This window comes from Engelhardtia mirabilis (assembly GCF_007748095.1).
Taxonomy (GTDB): Bacteria; Planctomycetota; UBA1135; order UBA1135.
This window is the reverse complement of record NZ_CP036287.1, coordinates 1920085-1938966: the sequence shown is the minus strand read 5'-3', so window position 1 is coordinate 1938966 and position 18882 is coordinate 1920085. Positions and strand designations below refer to the sequence as shown.

The 18882-nt window shown below is 69.7% G+C and carries 17 protein-coding genes; 10 read left to right on the top strand and 7 right to left on the bottom strand.

Translation table 11 applies throughout. The annotated features are described in order from the left end of the window. The first annotated feature begins 137 nt into the window (after positions 1-137). From orn to Pla133_RS06995, 5 genes are all read left to right on the top strand, one after another. Positions 138-704 (top strand): oligoribonuclease, encoded by a 567-nt coding sequence (orn, locus tag Pla133_RS07015; RefSeq protein ID WP_145064121.1) that lies wholly within the window; start codon positions 138-140, stop codon positions 702-704. 35 nt (positions 705-739) lie between these two features. Next, entirely contained in the window at positions 740-1918 is a 1179-nt protein-coding gene (locus Pla133_RS07010) for a serine hydrolase domain-containing protein (RefSeq protein WP_145064119.1), read from the top strand. Next, positions 1915-2517, top strand: a complete 603-nt coding sequence (locus tag Pla133_RS07005; RefSeq protein WP_419192203.1) for a GNAT family N-acetyltransferase — start codon at positions 1915-1917, stop codon at positions 2515-2517. The genes Pla133_RS07010 and Pla133_RS07005 overlap by 4 nt, the downstream gene beginning before the upstream one ends. Before the next feature lie 141 nt (positions 2518-2658). Beyond that, positions 2659-3705: a thioredoxin family protein gene (locus tag Pla133_RS07000; protein ID WP_145064114.1), complete on the top strand. Its 1047-nt coding sequence runs from the start codon at positions 2659-2661 to the stop codon at positions 3703-3705. A gap of 125 nt (positions 3706-3830) precedes the next feature. Beyond that, positions 3831-4568, top strand: a complete 738-nt coding sequence (locus Pla133_RS06995; protein WP_145064111.1) for a DJ-1/PfpI family protein — start codon at positions 3831-3833, stop codon at positions 4566-4568. An 82-nt stretch (positions 4569-4650) separates the two neighbouring features. On the opposite strand, the gene Pla133_RS06990 is transcribed toward Pla133_RS06995, so the two are convergent. The 4 genes from Pla133_RS06990 to Pla133_RS26050 are packed head-to-tail and all read right to left on the bottom strand — an operon-like array spanning position 4651 to position 7384. Continuing rightward, positions 4651-5409, bottom strand: coding sequence for an ABC transporter ATP-binding protein (locus tag Pla133_RS06990; protein WP_145064107.1), 759 nt, complete (start codon positions 5407-5409; stop codon positions 4651-4653). A 44-nt stretch (positions 5410-5453) separates the two neighbouring features. Beyond that, positions 5454-6221 (bottom strand): ABC transporter permease, encoded by a 768-nt coding sequence (locus tag Pla133_RS06985; protein ID WP_145064102.1) that lies wholly within the window; start codon positions 6219-6221, stop codon positions 5454-5456. Continuing rightward, positions 6218-7216 (bottom strand): ABC transporter substrate-binding protein, encoded by a 999-nt coding sequence (locus Pla133_RS06980; RefSeq protein ID WP_419192202.1) that lies wholly within the window; start codon positions 7214-7216, stop codon positions 6218-6220. Before Pla133_RS06980 ends, Pla133_RS06985 begins: the two co-directional genes overlap by 4 nt. 27 nt (positions 7217-7243) lie before the next feature. Next, positions 7244-7384, bottom strand: a complete 141-nt coding sequence (locus tag Pla133_RS26050; RefSeq protein ID WP_419192201.1) for a hypothetical protein — start codon at positions 7382-7384, stop codon at positions 7244-7246. Between the two features lie 184 nt (positions 7385-7568). Between Pla133_RS26050 and Pla133_RS06975 the strand changes: the two genes are divergently transcribed. The 5 genes from Pla133_RS06975 to Pla133_RS06955 all read left to right on the top strand — a co-directional run bounded on the left by Pla133_RS06975 (position 7569) and on the right by Pla133_RS06955 (position 12802). After that, a complete protein-coding gene (locus tag Pla133_RS06975; protein WP_145064096.1) occupies positions 7569-8108 on the top strand; it encodes a hypothetical protein in 540 nt (179 codons plus the stop codon). Between the two features lie 152 nt (positions 8109-8260). Further along, positions 8261-9541 carry an MFS transporter gene (locus tag Pla133_RS06970; protein ID WP_145064090.1) on the top strand — a complete coding sequence of 427 codons (1281 nt, stop codon included), beginning with the start codon at positions 8261-8263 and terminating at the stop codon, positions 9539-9541. A gap of 206 nt (positions 9542-9747) precedes the next feature. Next, positions 9748-11337: a bifunctional GNAT family N-acetyltransferase/carbon-nitrogen hydrolase family protein gene (locus Pla133_RS06965; RefSeq protein WP_145064084.1), complete on the top strand. Its 1590-nt coding sequence runs from the start codon at positions 9748-9750 to the stop codon at positions 11335-11337. A 38-nt stretch (positions 11338-11375) separates the two neighbouring features. Further along, a complete protein-coding gene (locus tag Pla133_RS06960; protein WP_145064078.1) occupies positions 11376-11978 on the top strand; it encodes a class I SAM-dependent methyltransferase in 603 nt (200 codons plus the stop codon). A 65-nt stretch (positions 11979-12043) separates the two neighbouring features. Further along, positions 12044-12802, top strand: coding sequence for an SDR family NAD(P)-dependent oxidoreductase (locus Pla133_RS06955; protein ID WP_145064073.1), 759 nt, complete (start codon positions 12044-12046; stop codon positions 12800-12802). 81 nt (positions 12803-12883) lie between these two features. Here Pla133_RS06955 and Pla133_RS06950 read toward each other — a convergent pair whose 3' ends face one another. The 3 genes from Pla133_RS06950 to Pla133_RS06940 are packed head-to-tail and all read right to left on the bottom strand — an operon-like array spanning position 12884 to position 18392. Further along, on the bottom strand, positions 12884-15943 hold the full coding sequence (locus Pla133_RS06950; protein ID WP_145064069.1) for an efflux RND transporter permease subunit: 3060 nt from the start codon (positions 15941-15943) through the stop codon (positions 12884-12886). Beyond that, positions 15940-17049 (bottom strand): efflux RND transporter periplasmic adaptor subunit, encoded by a 1110-nt coding sequence (locus Pla133_RS06945; protein WP_145064065.1) that lies wholly within the window; start codon positions 17047-17049, stop codon positions 15940-15942. The genes Pla133_RS06950 and Pla133_RS06945 overlap by 4 nt, the downstream gene beginning before the upstream one ends. Continuing rightward, a complete protein-coding gene (locus Pla133_RS06940) occupies positions 17046-18392 on the bottom strand; it encodes a TolC family protein (RefSeq protein WP_419192200.1) in 1347 nt (448 codons plus the stop codon). Before Pla133_RS06940 ends, Pla133_RS06945 begins: the two co-directional genes overlap by 4 nt. Positions 18393-18882: the final 490 nt, after the last annotated feature.

The following is an 18882-nucleotide window of genomic DNA, read 5'->3' as shown; positions in this document are numbered from 1 at the left end:
CCGGCAGTGCTCGGCGTGCTCGCTCGGCGTTCGAACACGACGCTCGCGCGACCCTGACCGAGGGACCGCGCACAGCAGGCCGCGGATCCGCCGCGCGCGGTTCCTATTCGGCGGTCCAAGACGTAACGTCCGAGCCCATGGCGAAGGACTCACGGGCACAGCGCATTGTCTGGATCGACCTCGAGATGAGCGGACTCGACCCGGAGGTCGAACGCATCCTCGAAGCGGCGGTGCTGGTCACCGACGGCGAGCTCGAAATCATCGCCGAGGGACCGGAGCTGGTGGTCCACCAGGACGACGCACTGCTCGCCGCGATGGACGCTTGGAACACCGAGCACCACGGCGCGTCGGGCCTGACCGAGCGCGTGCGCCAGTCGACGGTCAGCGAGCAGGCGGCCGAGGACCAGTTGCTGGCCTTCATCGCCGAGCACTGCGATCCGAACACGGCGCCCCTCGCGGGCAACTCGGTCTGGCAGGACCGGCGCTTCCTGACCAAGTACATGGGCCGGCTCGAGAGCTACCTGCACTACCGCCTGATCGACGTGTCGACCATCAAGGAGCTGGCGCGGCGTTGGCACCCCGACGTCTTCGCGGCGGCGCCGGCCAAGCGCGAGGCCCACCGCGCCCTGGACGACATCCGCGAGTCCCTGGAAGAGCTGCGCTACTACCGCCGCGCCCTCTTCGATCGGCCGCCAACCTCCTGACGGCCCGGTTCACCCCCACTTCAGCAAGCATCGCCATGGGCACCGTCGCGCACCTGACCTCCCTCGCCCTCGCGCTGACCGTCGTCGTCGGTGGGTCTGCCCAGGAGCAGACCACCGCGCAGAGCCCCGTCCCCGTCCCCGCCGCGACCCCGGACAGGGGGCCGCTGGCGGACGAGGTCGAGGCGATCCGCGCGGCGCATGACCTGCCGGCCCTGGGCTGTGCGTTGGTGCGCGCGGACGGGACGATCGAGCTGGCGGGCGTGGCCGGGACGACCGAATACGGCGGGACGACGCCGGTCACCCTGGCCTCGCCTTGGCACCTGGGATCGTGCCTCAAGGCCATGACGGCGACCCTCGCCGCCCGCTACGTGGAGTCCGGCAACCTCGCATGGACCAGCAGTCCGGCCCAGGTCTTCGCGCAGCGCTTCGAGACGATCGACCCCAGTTGGAGCAAGGTCACCCTCGAGCAGCTCCTCTCCCACCGCGCCGGAGTGGTGGCCAACATTCCGGGCCGCGCCTTGGCCGTGAGCCTGCAGATGGATACGGGCGCCCCCGCGGACGCGCGCGCGCGGTTGGTCGAACAGATCCTGTCGGAGCCCACCGAGATGCCGCCGGGCAGCGGGTACCTCTACTCCAACATCGGCTACACCCTGGCCGGCGCGATGATCGAAGCGGTGGGCGGCGCGCCGTTCGAGACCTTGATCCAGCGCGAGTTGTTCGCGCCCTTGGGGATCGAGGGCGCCGGATTCGGTCCGCCCGTCGGTGACGACGCGCCCCGCGGGCATCGCCCCGGCTCGAAGGCGCTGGTCGCCATGCCGCCCTCGGCCCTGGCCGACAACCCTGCGGCGATCGCCCCCGCCGGAACCGCGCACATGCCCATGGCCGATTGGGCGCGGTTCCTGGGCCTGCACCTGCGTCGCGGCGCGGGTGAGGGCGACCCGCTCACGGCGGCGTCCTTCGAGTCGCTGCACCGGGTGCGCGGCGATGACTACGCACTGGGCTGGCTGAAGCTGCGGCGCAACTGGTCGAAGGGTCCGGTTCTGAACCACGCGGGCAGCAACACCTATTGGTACTGCGTGGTCTGGGCGGCTCCCGAAGAGGGCTTCGCCGCGATCGTGACCACCAACGTCGCGGGGGACGCAGCGGGCAAGGCCTGCGACGAGCTGGCTTCGCTGCTGATCGGTCGGGCCGTCGCCGGCGAGGGCGGGCGTTGACCGCGGAGGACCCGACCCTGCGGCTGAGGGTCGCACGGCCCCGGGACGCGGCCGCGATGCTCGCGATCTACGCGCCGATCGTGCGCGACACCGCGATCTCCTTCGAACTCGAGCCGCCGACCGAACGGGAGTTCGCCAACAAGCTCGAGACCGTTCTCGCGACCCACCCATGGATCGTCGCCGAGGACGCCGAGGGGCTGCTGGCCGGCTACGCCTACGCCACGAGCTTTCGCGCCCGACCGGCCTACGACTGGACCTGTGAGTCATCGGTGTACGTCGCCGCCGGCCATCGCGGTCGGGGCGTGGGTCACCTCTTGGGCACGGTCCTGATCGACCTGCTCGCCGGTCAGGGCTTCACCTGCGTCGTGGCCGGGATCGCCCTGCCCAACGAGCCCAGCCGCGTCCTCCACCGCCGCCTGGGCTACCGCGAGGTGGGCGTGGTCGAGCGGGCCGGGGTCAAGTTCGGCAACTACCACGCGGTGGAGTTCTGGGAGCGGGCCCTCGGAGCCGACGCGGCCGCTCCGGCGAAGGCACCGACGGAATTCGCACGCTGGGTCGCCGGCGGCGGACTCGCGGGAACGCGGATCGCTCCGGCCTGAGCCCCGGCCCGACCCAACATCAGTTTCACCCGCCGAGAGGGTCACGGGGCGGCGGGGCCGGCGTAGGCTCTCGCACTACCGTGCGAGGGCTCCAGACCCTCCTCGAGGTCCGCAGAACCCACTATCAGCCCGGAGAACCCCATGCGCCTCAACCTCGGCGTCGTCGCCTTGGCGATCGCCCCCAGCCTCGCCATCGCCGGCCAAGAGCCCGCCGCCGAAAGCCCCTGGTACGCCGACTTCGACGTCGCTGCCGCCGCCGCCAAGGAGCAGGGCAAGGACCTGTTCGTCGATTTCACCGGCTCGGACTGGTGCGGTTGGTGCATCAAGCTCGACGGTGAGGTCTTCGAGCACGAAGAGTTCCTGGCCCCCGCCCAGGAGCAGTTCGTCCTGCTCAAGCTCGACTTCCCGAACTCCGAGGAGGTCAAGGCCAAGGTCCCGAACCCCGATCGCAACGACGAGCTCAGCAAGCTCTACGGCATCCGCGGGTTCCCCACGGTCCTGCTGATGACCGCCGACGGCACGGCCTACGCATCCACCGGCTACCGTGACGGTGGTCCGGAGAAGTACGTCGAGCACCTGACCGAGATTCGCGCCGAAGGCCGCGCCGCCATGGCGAAGGTCGACACGGTGATCAAGGCCTTCGAGGACGCGCAGCCGGACAAGAAGGCCGAGGCCCTCGAGGGTGTCTTCGCGCTGCTCGCCGAACTCGATGGCGATTCGCCCTTCGTCTCGCGCGTGACCCCGATCGTGCGCCAGGCCTTCACGATCGATGCGGCCAACGAGGCCGGCCTGAAGCTGCGCGCCCTGAGCGCGCTGCTCGAAGCCGGAGTCTACGACGACGAGATCAAGGGCATCGCCATCGAGCTCGACCCGCGCAACGCCGAGGGGCTGATCGAGAAGGCCCTCGTGGCCCAGATGCGTAGCGTCGCCAGCCAGGATGCCGCCCTCGCCTTCGTCGAGTCCATCGCCGTCCTCGACGGCCTGGAGCTGCACGACGCCGAGGACGCCTTCATGCTGTACGGCAACGCGGCCTCCTGGGGCTCGCGCTTCGGCGAAGACGCCGAGGCAGCCGCCAAGTACGCCCGCAAGGCCCTGGCGATCGGCAACGAGGATCCGGGCTACGCCGGCTTCATCGACGCCCTGCGCGAGATCGCGGGCGACGAGGTCGAGGTCGAGAGCCAGAGCTGAGAGGCTAGCGAGTCGGGCCAGCGGTCGATCCGAGCACGTCTCGGGTCGACCGCTGGCCGTTCGGGACGACGGAACGCGGCGGGCGCTGGGAACCCGGACCCGGAACGGGCCCTAGACTCCGGGCCATGAAGACCCACAGCACCTGGCTGGTCTTGCTGCCCGCCCTGCTCGCCTGCGGTTGCTCCGGTCTCGATCGGGCCCGCGCGACCGAGACCGCCGCAACTCCGGTGGCGGTCCGCCCCGATCGCGAGTGGTCGGTGGGCTTCGTCATCGTCGACGGTGTCTACAACACCGAGCTGACGGCTCCCTTCGACATCCTCCACCATTCGGTCTTCCACGCCGACCAGGCCCTGCGCGTCTTCACCGTGGCGCACGACCTGGAGCCGGTGACCAGCTTCGAGGGGCTGCGGCTGCTGCCCGACTACACCTTCGCGTCGGCCCCCGCGATCGACGTTCTGGTGGTGCCCAGCGCCGAGCACTCGATGGACTCGGACCTGGACGACGCCGCGCTGATCGGCTTCGTGCGCGAACGGGGGAGCGGCGCGCACTACGTCATGTCCCTGTGCGACGGGGCCTTCGTCCTGGCCCAGGCGGGGCTGCTTGATGGGCTGGAGGTGACGACCTTTCCGGCCGATCGGGAACGACTGGCCGAGATGTTCCCGAGCCTGACCGTCCACCACGACGCGCGCTTCGTCCACGACGGGCGGGCGATCACGTCCGTGGGCGGTGCGCCGTCCTTCGAGCCGGCCCTGTACCTGGCAGAACTGCTCTACGGCAAGCGCGCGGCGGACGGCATCGCCAAGGGCCTGGTGATCGACTGGGACCTGGGCCAAGTCCCCCACCGCATCGCCGGTCCGCGTTGATCGCTGGGGCCAGGTCCATCGCCCCATCCGCGCCAGTCGCACGGATGGGGTGCTCGCCCCAAATCCCCGGGCTCGACCGACCTCAGACCCGTCGCTCGACGCCCAGGATCTCGAAGATCTGGTCCTTGAGCTCGCGGAAGACTGGTTGGTCCGAGTCGCGCGGTCGCTCCAGGGGGTTGTCGAGCACCGAGTGGATCCGTGCGGGCCGACGGGTCATCACGGCCACGCGGTCCGCGAGCTCCACCGCCTCCTCCACGTCGTGGGTGACGAGGATGCAGGTCTTCCCGGTCTCCTTCCAGATGCGCACGATCTCGCGGCGCATCTCGAGGCGGGTGAAGGCGTCCAGAGCGCCGAAGGGCTCGTCCAGGAAGAGCACGTCCGGCTCGACGGCCAGGGCGCGGGCGAACTCCACCCGCTGCTTCATGCCACCCGAGAGCTCCGCGGGAAAGGCCTTCTCGAAGCCCTCGAGCCCGACCAGCGCGATGTAGCGCATGACGATCTCGTGCTTCTTGTCGAAGGGCATCTTGCCCAGGCCGAAGCCGATGTTGTCCCAGACCGAGTACCAGGGAAAGATCCCCGTCTCCTGGAAGACAAACACGCGCTTGGGAGACGGTCGCTCGATCTCCTCGGAGTCGATGCGGATCGATCCGGAGGTGATGCGCTCGAAACCCGCCATGCAGTTGAGCAGGGTCGACTTGCCACAGCCCGAAGGACCGACGATCGCGAGGAACTCCCCCTCGCGCACGGTCAGGTCGACGCCGTCCAGGACGTTCACATCTTCCTTCTTGGTGGGGAAGGTCTTGCGGACGTCGCGCACGACGATCTTGGCGCCAGCTTGCATGGTTCGCGGTTCGGCCCCTTGCCGGGCCTCGGGTTCGGTCGCGCTCATCGGCGGCTCATCCCCCGCCGGGCGAGGGCCGTGGCCTCGACCCTGGCCATGGCCATGTCGAGCATCAAGCCGATGGCCGCGATCACGACCATGGCGGCGGAGACGAAGTCCATCCGCAGGGCGTTGCGCGAGTCCATGACTTGGTAGCCCAGGCCGCTCTCCACGCCGAGCATCTCGGCCGCGACCACGACGACCCAGGCGATGCCCAGGGCCAGGCGCAGTCCGGTCAGGATCTGGGGCAGGGAGGCTGGCAGGACCACGCGGCGGAAGAAGGCCAGGCCGTCGACGCCGAAGTTGCGGGCCGAGCGGATGTACTTGAGGTCCAGGGAGGCCACCGCCGAGGTCGAGGCGGTGACGATCGGGAAGAAGGCCGACAGGAACAGCAGGAAGATCGCCGCCAGGTCGCTCGACATGCGAATGCCGCCGAACAGGATCACGGCGAAGGGCAACCACGCGATCGGCGAGATCGGGCGCAGGGACTGCACCAGCGGGTTGAACGTCTCGCGCAGGCGCGGGTACCAGCCGAAGGCCATGCCCAGCGGGATGCCGATGCCGGCGGCCAGGCAGAAGCCCCAGGCGACGCGGAAGACCGAGGCCACCACGTTCTCCCACAGGACGCCCTCGCCGGCGATCTGTACCAGGCCGCGCACGGTCATGGCCGGGCCGGGCAGGTCGCCGATCTGATTGCCCAGGGTGGCGAGGTGCCAGGAGAGGATGAAGATCGCGAAGCCGACCGTCCCCAAGAGCAGGGCACGGGGACTCATTGCGCACCCTCCGCCGCGGCGCTCGCGAGGTCTTGCAGGGGCAGGTCCCGCAGGCGCCCCTGCTCGAAGCGCGGGTCGCAGTAGTCCAGGAAGTCGAAGGGATCGTCTTCGGTCACCGGTCGGCTGTCGAAGAAGCCCAACTTCTCGGCCCAGTGCTGGATCTCCGCGAACTCGTCGCGGGCCAGCTCCAGCTCGGTGTACTTGACGCGGTCCGGCGGCTTGGTGAGCACGAACTTCAGCAGCTCGGGGTTCTGGTTGTAGTACCGCCGCTGAGCGGCGATCACGGCCGCCTGCAGACGCGGGGTGCGGCCGAACTCGTCGGGCACGATCACCTTGCCGGAGTCGACGTCGTCCTGGTTCGAGGCGCTCTCCATCACCAGGCCCGAGAGCAACCGCTCGTCGCCCTCGTCGAGCCACTTGCCCGAGGCCGTGATGCCGCTGACCAGCTCCTGCACCAGGGCCGGATCGCGGTCGATCAGGTCCTGGGTCACGATCAGCACGCAGGAGATGAAGTTCGGCCAGATGTCCTTGGTGTGGTAGAGCACCCGCCCGAAGCCGTCCATCTCGGCCTTGGCCGCGAAGGGCTCACCGACGATGTAGCTCTCGAAGGCGCCCGCCTTGAGCGCCGCCGGCATCTCCGGCGGGGGGTAGTCGATCAGTTTGAGGTCGTCCTCGCTGAAGCCGTACTCCGCCATCATCCGCTCGACCAGGATGCGCTGGTTGGCGTAGCGGTGCGGGATCGCCATTCGAGTCCCACGCAGGTCCGCGAACGACTCCACCTTGGAGTCCGTCGGCACCACGATCGCGGTCCCGTCGCGGTGGCCCAGGTGGACAATCTTGACCTTGGTCTTGCCCTGGCGCGCCATCTGCATCGCCAGGGGCGCCAGGATGAACGCCGCGTGCAGGTTGCCCGCGTCGATGTCCTCGGTCATCGACGGCCAGCTCGTGTAGCGCTTCGAGTGGAAGATCGTGCCCTCGGTGGACTGTTCGGTCACCCAACTGGTGACCGGGCAGGTGAGGTGTCATGTCACCGGCAAGTGGGCAACCGTCAGTTGCTCACGGTTGGAGGGCTCGAACCAGGCCAGATTGAGCCAACCGTGGAGAAGGGTCACTCCTGCGAGGAAGGCGGCGAAGCAGAGCAGGATCTTGAGGGCTTGGCTCATTGGCGGGGATGCAGCACTGGGGCGGCGATTGGCGGGGATTGTAGCCCCGGGTCGGTCGGAGTGCTCCACGCGGGGGCCGCGAGGACTGCGGGGGACAGGCCTCGGTTCCGAGCGGCGCGGGCCGCAATCCGTGGGGTCGATCGAGCCCCCTGCGCGATCGCCGGCCCTGCGCTAACCTCGGCCCATGCGACCCAGGCCCTTTCGCCCCGGCTTCGATCACACGGTCGAAGCCCCCCCAACGGTGGTCAGTCGCAGCGTCGAGCAGCACATGAGCGGCCCCGCGCCCTTCGTCGGCAAGTCGCTCTCCGACCACCTGATGCTCACGGTGCCGCCCGAGTCGCGCCACTTCTGGTCGCCGTTCCTGCACTTGCACGTCGTCGCCCACCGCAGCGAGGAAGGCCGCCCAGAGCCCGCGCGCAGCTACGTGCGCGGCTTCTACACGCCCCACCCGAGTCTGTGGTCCGCTTTCGTCATGGCCTACCTCGCCAGCGGGGTCCTGATCTTCTTCTCCGCGATCTGGGGCCTGACCCAACTGCAGCTCGGGCGGAGCCCGCTCGCCTTCTGGCTGTGTGGGGGCTTCGCCGCGGTAGCTGGGGCCCTGTGGCTCGTCGCCCGCGCCGGCCAACGGATGGCGGTGGAGCAGATGGACCTCCTGCACGAGTCCGTCGAGCGCGCCTTGGCGGAGGTCGGCCGCGTCTCGCCCGGGGCGGGGGCGCCCTCCTGAAGTCCGACGCCGCCAATCGGCGAGGACGCACCGGGCTGCGGAGTCAGGCCAACGGAGGCTAGGCTCGGCCGCGGCGGCCATCGGACCGCTCCGATGATCTCAACCCTGAGCACAGCGGCACACCTCTGCCCCCGGAGCGCGAAGTTCGGGCGATGAACCTGCTCGAGTCCCGTGGCGGCCGCCGCCTGCTCTTCTCGGCGCTCTACCTCTGCGAAGGTGCGCCGATCGGGTTCCTGTGGTGGGCCCTGCCGACGCTGCTGCGCTCCAGGGGGGTCGAGGCCGATCGAATCGGGAGCCTCCTGGCGTGGTTGGTCCTGCCCTGGGCCTTCAAGTGGCTCTGGGCGCCGATGATCGACCGGCTCGGAAACGGCCGCTGGGGTCTGCGGGGCTGGATCGCGGGCGCCCAGATCGCCATGGCGGCGACGCTCCTGCCGCTGCTGCGGGTCGATCCCCTGGCGCACTTCGAGCTGCTGGTGGTCGCCCTCGTGGCCCACGCGGTCTGCGCCTCGACCCAGGACGCCGCCATCGACGCCCTGATGATCCGCAACACCGCGCCCCATGAGCGCGGCCGCCTGAGCGGCTGGATGCAGCTCGGGATGCTGACCGGGCGCTCACTGCTTGGGGGCGGCGCGCTGCTCGTGGTCGGGGCGGTGGGCGAACGGGCCCTGGTCGCGACCCTCCTGGCGGTACTCCTGGGCGGCCTGGTCCTGGCAGCGTTCTATCGCGAGGCCGATGCGGTCGGTTCTCGCGCTGCGACGCAACCGGCTCCCGCGCTGCTTCCGATCCTCTTGGCTTGCCTCGGTCAGCGCCGGACCTGGGTCGGCTTGGCCTTCGCCGCGACGGCGGGCGCGGGTTTCGAGGCCCTCGGCGCCTTCGCCGGACCGATCCTGAGCGACCTGGCCGACGGGAACACCAACGTCGCCGGCCAATTCTTCCTGATTCACGCGGTGGTCGCCGCCGCCCTGGGTGGTCTCGTGGGCGGGGCAGTCGCGGACCGCATCGGCGCGCGCCGCGCCACGGGCCTCGTCGGCGTGTTGTTGGCCGTCGCCGTGCTCACGACCGCAGCGGGCATCTCGAGCGTGGGCTCCGCCGGCGCCCTGGTCCCCCACCTGACCTTCGCCTACGCGACGATCGGCGCGTTCACGGCGGCCAGCTACGCCCTGTTCATGGATCTGACCGATCCCCGGGTGGCCGCCACCCAGTTCAGCGCCTATATGAGCGCCACGAACCTGTGCGAATCCTGGGCGGTGGCCGTCGCCGGCGGCTTGATCGCCGTGCATGGCTACGCTTCAACGCTGGTCGCGATGGCTGGCGTCGGAGTCCTGGCGCTGCCCCTGCTGCTGCTCCTCGCACCATCGGGAACGGTGGCTTCGATGCCGACGCCGCGCCCCGCGTCGCCTGGCGCCCAGGCCTCCCGCGGCGAGCTCCCGTAGGACCGATCGAGACCCGCCCCGGCCCCGTCCCGGCCCCCCGTGGCGGAGCTGGCGCTGGACGCTAGCGCTGGACGCTGTAGCCGCCACTGCCGGCGCTAGACTCCGTCTCCGCCGGCGACGGGTTCGCGACTCGTCCGAGCTGGCCGCTCGATCCCCGCGCCCACCCCGTCCCCTACTCCCCCCAGCGCAGCCAGCACCGAGTACCGATGACCGAAGATCGATTCAACAAGCCCGAGATCAAGCTGCGCCTGGAGGACTTCGAACGCGAGATCGTGGTTCGCTCCCTCACGATCGAGGACTTCGAAGCGCTGATCGAGATGCAGCAGCTGTGCTTCCCGGGCATGCTGCCTTGGGGGCGTGAGCAGATCGTCAGTCAACTCGAGGTCTTCCCCGAAGGACAGCAGGTCGTCGAGTACGAGGGGCGCATCGTGGCCTCGTCCGCGTCCTTGATCGTCGACTTCGGGGACTACAACGAGTGGCACGATTGGAAGGAGATCGCCGATGCCGGTTTCATTCGCAACCACGACCCCAAGGGCGACACCCTCTACGGGATCGAGGTCATGGTCCACCCGGACTTCCGCGGCCTCAAGCTGGCGCGGCGGCTGTACGAGGCCCGGCGGGAGTTGGCGCGGCACTACAACGTGGCCCGCTGCATCGTGGGTGGTCGCATCCCCAACTACCACAAGTACGCGGACCAGCTCAGCGCGCGGGAGTACGCCGAGAAGGTCCGCGACGGCCAGATCTACGATCCGGTGCTGACCACGCAGACGGCCAACGGCTTCGTGCTCAAGCAGCTGATCCCGAACTACCTGCCCAGCGACGAGGCCTCCTGCGGCTACGCGACCTTCCTGGAGTGGACCAACCTCGACTACGTGGCCGACCCGCGGCGCAGCTTCCAGCGCGTCCACAAGGTCCGCATCGCCGCGGTCCAGTACCTGATGCGCTCGATCTCGTCGGTGGACGAGTTCGAGGCCCAGTGCGAGTTCTTCATCGACGCCGCCTCGGACTTCAAAGCCGACTTCGTGGTCTTCCCGGAGCTGATGACGACCCAGATGCTGTCCTTCATGGGCAAGCACAAGAGCCCCCAGGAGGCGGCTCGCAAGCTGGCCGAGATGACCCCGCGCTACCTGGACTTCTTCACCCAGATGGCGATCAAGTACAACGTCAATATCGTGGGCGGCTCGCAGTTCGTGGTCGAGGGTGACCACCTGCGCAACTGCGCCTACCTGTTCCACCGCGACGGTGGCATCGACCGCCAGTACAAGATCCACATCACGCCCTCCGAGCGGCGCTGGTGGGGCGCGACGCCCGGCGACACGATCGAGGTCTTCGACACCGACCGCGGCATGGTCTCGATCCAGATCTGCTACGACGTCGAGTTCCCGGAGCTGACGCGAATCGCCGCGGCCAAGGGCGCCCAGATCCTGTTGGTGCCCTTCAACACCAACGACCGCGACGGCTACCTGCGCGTGCGCACCTGCGCCCAGGCGCGCTGCATCGAGAACCACGTGTACGCGGTCCTGTCCGGCTGCACCGGCAACCTGCCTTTCGTGGACAACGCCGACGTGCACTACGCCCAGTCGGGCATCTTCACGCCGTCGGACGTGCCCTTCGCGCGCGACGGAGTGGCGGCCGAGTGCACGCCGAACATCGAGACGCTGGTGGTCCAGGACGTGGACATCGAGCAGCTCCGTCGCCACCGCCTGCGGGGCACCGTTCAGAACTGGAACGACCGCCGCAAGGACATCTACCAGGTGACCTACCAGGCCGAGGGCGAACCGCCGTTCGAGGCCTGATCGGGCGACGATCGGACGGACCACTTGACCTCGCTCCCTTGAGTCATCGCGCACGACGACCGCGCAAGCTGCGAGCGATCGAGGCGGTCCTCGACCTCGGTCACCGGGCCGTGCTCGACGCCGCCTGTGGACCCGGGACCTACCTGGCCCACTTCGGGCCGGGTAGTTTCGGTCTGGACCGCGACGCCGCAGTCCTGTCGGCGGCGCGGACTCGCGGGTGCGAGGTGCTCCAGAGGGATCTCAGCGCCGCGGGCTGGAGCGCGGGGCTGCCCGCCTTCGAGGCCGTCTGGCTGTGCGACGCCCTGGTCCACCTGCCCGATCCGGGGGCCTTCCTGGCCGAGTTGCGCGCGATCACCCCGGCCGGAACGCCGGTCGCCGTGGCCGAGTGGGTGCTGCCGCAGCGCGGCCGACTGCGTCGCGCCCTGGCCCTGGCGACCCCCGGCGCGCGAGCCTTCTGGGCCCATCCCGAACACCTGCACCGCTTCACCGAGCCGGACCTGATCGGCCTGCTCGACCGCGCGGGTTTCGAGCCACAGGGGCGCATTCTCCATTCCTTGCCGGCACCCCTGCGGCGGCAGCCGGTAGTTTCCCTTCTGGCGCCATGGTTGCCACCGCGCACGCTGCTGGCCCGTGCGCGTTGAGGAGCATTGCAGCGACGAGCAGGCTGCGATCTTTCGGCACAGCTGATCCCATGGAGACACGACCGATGACGAACAAGATCGCCGTGATCACCGGCGGCAGCCGCGGATTGGGCCGCAGCACCGCGCTCCACCTGGCCGACCAGGGCGTCGGCGTCGTGCCGACCTACCTCGAGAACGCCGAGGCGGCAGCCGAGGTGGTAGGCCAGATCGAATCCCGCGGCGGTCGGGCCGCGGCCCTGCAACTCGACACCAGCGACACCGCCGGCTTCGAGGCGGCGGCGCGGGAGCTCTCGCGGACCCTCGAGCGCCAGTGGAGCCGGCGGACCTTCGACTTCCTGGTCAACAACGCGGGCTTCGGCGTCCACAAGCCCTTCGCCGAAACGACCGAGGCCGAGTTCGACCAGTTGATGAACGTCCACCTGAAGGGCGTCTTCTTCCTGACCCAGCGCCTCCTGCCGCTGATCGCCGACGGGGGCCGGATCGTGAACCTGTCGTCGGGCCTGACGCGCTTCGCCTTGCCCGGCTATGCGGCCTACGGGGCCATGAAGGGCGCGGTCGAGGTGCTCACCCGCTATCTGGCCAAAGAGCTCGGTCCGCGCGGGATCACCGTCAACGTCGTGGCGCCCGGGGCAATCGAGACCGACTTCGGCGGCGGCGTGGTCCGCGACGACCCGGAGCTGAATCGATTCATCGCCGCCAACACGGCCCTGGGGCGGGTCGGCCTGCCCGACGACGTGGGTGGTGCCATCGCGAGCCTGCTGCTGGGCGGCAACCAGTGGGTGACGGGGCAACGCATCGAGGTCTCGGGCGGTCAGAATCTCTGAGACCGGGAGGCTCGGACGTCGGCCGGATCGCGCTCGGCGCCGGCCGACGTTCGTGCGGATCCTGGCTCTCCGTCCGACGTACTAACCGTGCCCCGGCGTCGATCGGCCGAAGCTCAGCAGCGACGGAAAGACGATCAGGATGATCGGCACCTGCACCGCCAAGCCCGAGATGATCCCGATCGCGAGTGGTCGCAACATCGCCGCGCCCTCGCCAATGCCCAGGGCCAAGGGCGCCAGGGCCAACACCGCCGCCAAGGTCGTCATCGTGATCGGTCGCAGGCGCACGGTAGCCGCCTCGGTCAGTGCGCGGGCCCTCGGGACGCCCTTGGCGAGGAGGGCTCGAAACTCCGAGGTGTAGAACACGCCGATCTCCGCCGCCGCGCCGACGATCATGGCGAACCCCATCATCGACGAGATGTTGAGCTCGGTGCCGGTCGCCAGCAGGCCCAGGGCCACCGCCGGCATGGTCAAGAGGCAGGCTCCGGTCAGGAGCAGGGCGATGCGGAAGCTGTCGTAGATGAACAGGATCAACAGCAGCAGCAGCACCACCGCCGCGCCGAAGACCGCCGTCAGCGACTTGAACGCCCGCTGCTGCTCCCCGAACAGGCCGCCGAGCCGGTAGGAGACGCCCTCGCCCAGGACTCCGGGCTGATCGAGGTCGCCCTGCACCAGCCGAATCGCCCGGCCCAGGTCGAGTCCGTCGGTCCTGGCCGTGACCGAGATCGTTTCCAGCAGGCCCTCGCGGCTGATGCTCGGCTGGCCTGCGACGCGGGTGATCGTCGCCACCTCGGCGAGCAGGGCCGTCGATCCGTTGGCGCTGGTCAGCCGCAGTCGACCGACGTCGTCCTCGACCCCTCGATCGTCCTCGTGGGACCAGAGCCTGATGGCGATCGAACGGGGTTGCTCGATCACGGTGCCGACCACGTCACCCGCCAGCAGCGTTCGCAGTTGCGTCGCGACGCTGGACGGATCCAGGCCCAGAATCGACATCGCTTGCGGATCCAGGCGGACCTCGAGCGCGTCGCCGGCGATGTTGCGCCCGTCGTTGACGTCCACGATGCCGGGCAGGCGGGCCAGGCGCTCGGCCACCATGACCGCTTGGTCGGGCAGCAGGGCGGGATCACGGGCGGTGAGCTTGACCTCGATCGGCTGGGGCACGGCGGTCAGGTCCCCGATCAGGTCCTCCATCAGTTGGAGCAACTCGACGTTGAGGCCGGGCGCCGCGCGTTCGATGCCGCCGCGCACGTCGGCCATGACCTCCTCGATCGGTCGCCGCGGCTGGGGTTTCAGCCTGACGAAGAAATCACCCTCGTTGGCCTCGGTCAGACCGCCCCCGAGCTGCACTCCGGTGCGCCGCGAGTAGGTGTCGACCTCGGGCGTGTCGCGCAGGATCTGCTCGACCTTGCGGACCTGGCGATCGGTCTCGCTCAACGACGTCCCGGGAGCCGCGAAGTAGTCGAGCACGAAGCCGCCCTCGTCCATGGTCGGCATGAAGCCGCTGGGCAGCCGTCCGAGGGCCATCCAGCCCAGGGCCAGCCAGCCCACACAGAGCAGGGGGATCCCCCAGCGCAGTCGGGTTGCCGCTCGCAGGGACCAGCCAAAGGCCTGTTCGACGAGGGAGAAGACCCTGCCCGAGGCTTGGAGGTTGATCCGCTCCAGATCCAACAGCCGCCCGGCCAAGAGCGGGATGGCGAGCCAGGCCATCAGGAACGAGATGATCAGGCTCAGGGCCATCGTCAAGGACAGGGCCTTGAAGAACTCGCCGGTGACGCCGGTCAGGAACACCGGCGGCAGGTGGATGATGATCGTGGCCAGCGACGCGCCCAAGAGCGGCCGACTGAACTCGCTGGCCGCGGCGAGGACCGGCGACGAGCTCCGCCGCAGGTCCCTGTCGGCGGGGTTCGAGAGGCGCGCGACGATGTGCTCCACCACGACGATTGCGTCGTCGATGATCAGACCCACCGCGGCCGCCATCCCGCCCAGGGTCATCATGTTCAGGCTCTGACCCAGCATGAACAGCAGCAGGCAGGACGAAGCCAACACACTGGGCACGACGACCATCGCCACCAGGGTGATGCGTAGGTCACGCAGGAAGGCGAGCAGCACCAGCCCGGCCAGCAGCGTCCCCAGCAGCACGGCGTCGCGCACGCTGGCGGCGGAGGCGTTGACGAGGTCACTCTGGTCGTACCAGACCGAGAGGTGGTTGCCGGCGGGCAGGCCCGCCCGGATGCGCTCCAGGGTCCGCTCGACGTTGGCCGAGATGGCGACCGTGTTTCCCTGGGGTTGCTGGTAGACCTGCACCAGGACCGCCTCGCGCCCGTCCGCGGTGACCCGGGTCCAGACCGGCTCCGGCGCCGACTGGACCGTGGCCACGTCCCGCAACCTCAGGAGGCGGCCCGGTTCGGCCTTCAGCACCAGGGACTCGAGCGTCGCCGCGTCGGTGACCTGGGGTGCTGTCAGAATCAGATCGAGCTTGTAGAAGTCCTCGACCCGGCCCAGGGCCAGGGTCGTGCTCCAGCTCCCCACCGCGCCGGCGATGTCGGAGATCGTCAGCCCATTGGCGCTCAGCACGTCCGGGTCGATCACCACCTGCAACTCCTCGCGCGCCCCTCCGATCACGCTCACCCGCGCCACTCCGTCGAGTGCCAGAAGGGCCGGCCGTACCTCGCGGTAGGCACGCTCCCACAGCCGGGTGCCGGGCTCGTGGTCGGACACCAGCGAGAGCGCTACGACGGGGAACACGGTCGGGTCCATGCGTCGCACGACGAAGCGCGTCGAGGGCGGCAGGTCCGCGACCGCTTGGGTCATGGCAGCCTCGACCAGCAGCAGACCGCTGGTCATGTCGTCGCCCCAGGAGAAGTCCAGCGACAACTCGGCGCTGCCCCGGCTGGTCTTCGAGCGCACGTTGCGAACACCGGGCAGCGCGCGCAGGGCCTCTTCAAGCGGGATCGAGACGGCGACCAACATCTGATCGGCAGGGCGATCGCCGGCGTCGACCGAGACCACGATCCGCGGGAAGCTGACCTGTGGAAAGAGGGCCACCGGGAGCTGCGTGGCGACCAACGCCCCGGCCACGGCCACGGCCGCGAAGAGCGCGAGCAGGGCCTTGCCGCGGCGACTGGCCAGTTCCAACAGGCTCAAGGGCGGCCCTCGATCTCGACTGGCAGGCCTTCCTCGAGCTCGTAGCCACCGAGCACGACCACCTCGTCGCCGGTGGCCAGGTCGTCCGAGCGCAGGCAGATGGTCCGAGCGTCGCCGGCGACCACTTCGATCGCGTGGCGATGGGCGACTCCGGCGTCGACCGTGAACACCGAGGGCCCATCGTCCGAAAGCACCACCGCTGTTCGGTCGACGAGTAGGGCCACCGGGCTCTGCACCCGGGCCGTGACCCGCAGCGGTGTGCCGGGCACGATCAGGAGCGGGTCGATGGCCTCCGACCAACCGACCAGCGTCTGGGTCGAGCCGTCGACCTCCGCCTCGATCCGCGCGAGCGAGACCGTCGCCACCGCGCCCGAGCCCCCCAGCAGGTCGACCACTTCGAGCTCGAGACCGACGGGCAGGTCCTGTGCACGCCGCAGCGGGATCCCGAACCTCACCCGCAGGGCGTCGTCGGGCGCGATCTGGCACAGCGCCGTTCCCGCGCTTACGAGGCCCCCGATCGGTGCGTCCAACGCGGTCAGGCTGCCGCTGACGGTGGCGCGCACGATTCCGTTGTCCGCAGGCACCAAGGCCCGCTTGGTCGACAGGTCGAGCTCGGCGAACTGCAGGGCCTGCTGCGCTAACAACAGGTCCGCGCGAGTCGCCAGCTTCGCTTCCACCCGCCCCTGCACGGACTCCAACGTCGCCCGCGCTCGTTCGATCGCCGCTTCGGCGACGAGCAGATCGTTCGCCAGGCGCGGCGTGGATTGGACCTCGAGCAGGGCCGCGCCCGCTTCGACGTGATCACCCGGTGTTGCCATGCGACGCACCACGATCACATCACTCGCCAGGGTCGCCGCGACCGCGCTGCCGGGCATGGCTGTGGCGGTTCCGAGCATCTCGAGCGTCACCCCGAGGCTTCCGGCGCGGACGGTCGAGACGTCCACCCGGGAAGCCTGCGGCTGGTCGCGGCCCGAGGGCGCGGTGGCCGGATCCGGCGCTGCGGCCCCACCGAGCCAGCCCGGCACCAACCCCTGCCGCTCGGCCCAGACGCCCGCGCCCAACCCGACCAGGACGACCACTGCCGCGATGCCGATCGGGCGCATCATTCCAGCTCCTGCCCGTCGAATCGCCCCGTCACGGCTTCGAGCCCCACGCGCAGCTCGGCCTGGCGCTGCTGCAGCCGGATCAGGTCCAGGTGTGCGGTGGCCGTGGTCATCCGCATCGACTCGACACCGAAGAGGTCCATCATCTGATTCGACTCCAGTCGCTCTAGCTCGGCCAGGGAAGCACTTCGATCGTCCCAGTAGCTGAGCTGCGCCTCGATCTCGGGCCCAAGTCGCTCGAGCTCCGACAGAATCGCGGCCAGGTCCGCCCGCAGGGCGAATTCGCGCGCGGTGTACTCGGCCAGGAGCGCCGAACGGTTGGCGCGCTCCGACGCGATGCGACCCTGGGCGCGATCGAAGATCGGAAGGTCGATGGTGACTCCCACGCCGACGGTCTCCACGGCGCCCGTGTCCCGCGCGGTGTTCAGTCCGACGTTGAGCCTCGGGAACTGCCCGCGGACCGCCGCCTTGACCCGCTCCTCCTGGGCCTCGTAGCCGGCGCGCAGAGCGGCCAAGTCGACTCGCGCAGCGCGGGCTGCGGCGAAGGCCTCGTCGAGGCTCGGCAGGGCCGAGCGCCACGGATCGGGCGGCGCCGCAGGCTCGAGCGGACTCGTCGGAGCCAGCCCGATCGCGCGCCGGACCTCGATCTGCGCCAGGTCTCGCATTCGCCGTGCGGCCCGCAACTGCATCTGGGAACTCTGCAGGTCGGCCAGCGTGATCTCGTACTCGATGCGCGTCGCATCCCCCGACTCCAGGGCGTCGGACAGGGCATCTCGAGTGCGCTGCTGCCGCTCGACCGTCTCCGCGAGCACCTCGCAGATGCGCTCCTGCCAGTAGGCCGTCGTCGACGCCAGGCGCGCGGCGCAGGCCACCCGCCACTCCTGCCACAACAGGTCCAATCCAGCGGCACGATCGGACGCGCGGGCTGCCTCGAGCTGGGCTCCGTGCTCGATCAGGGCACCCAGATCCCAACCGAAGGCGAGTCCCCAAGCGTTGACGGTACCGGCGGTCTGTCCGCCTGAAACCCGGTCGAAGGTCGCTCCGAGCTGGGGATTCGGCAGAAGGCCCGCCTGGACCGTCGCCGCCGTTGCGATGCCGCGCCGCGCTCGCTCGATTCGCAGGTCCGGATTGAGCACGACGGCCAGACAGGCCGCCTCGGTCGGATCGAGGCCGTCGGCCAGGTCGATCTCGACCGCGGGCAAGAGCGGATGTAGGCGCGCCGACCAGACCGCGCCGAGCTCCCCGTAGGCAGGCGACGCCAAGGCCGCATCGACCGCGTCCCGGGTGAGTGGTTCCGGCGAATAGACCTGACAACCGACCTGCGCGGCCAGGAGCACCGGGACCATGGATCGGATCCATGGTCCGCTGCCGGACCGAAGCCCCCTGGCACACAGAACGGGCGCTGGCGGTGTGGTCATGGTGGAGCGTTGGAATCGGTGGTCGTGCGCGCGGCCGGAGCGCGCGCGATCCTAGTGCGTTGGCTCAGAGATCCGGCGTCCCCTCCCGGGCTCCGGTCGCCGCAGGCATCGTTGCGCCTCGTGACGAGTGTCGTGGCGGCTACGCGTTGTCGGCGCGACGGGGAACAGACCACCGGGCGTCCGGGAGGTGATCATCGAGGACCCTAGCCTCTTCCACGGGATACGGTCCTTCGGACCCGGTGCCGAGGGCCAATCCACGCATTCGCGGGCGGAACTTCTCACGACCCGGCGAGACGGGGACGGCCAGATCCACAGAGATCGCCGCTGCCTCGGCTTCATCACCGGTTAAGCATCGGCTCGGTTCAACCGGCGGCCGTCGGGGTCCGCTCCTATCGCCGTCGTACCAGCGCGTGCGCAA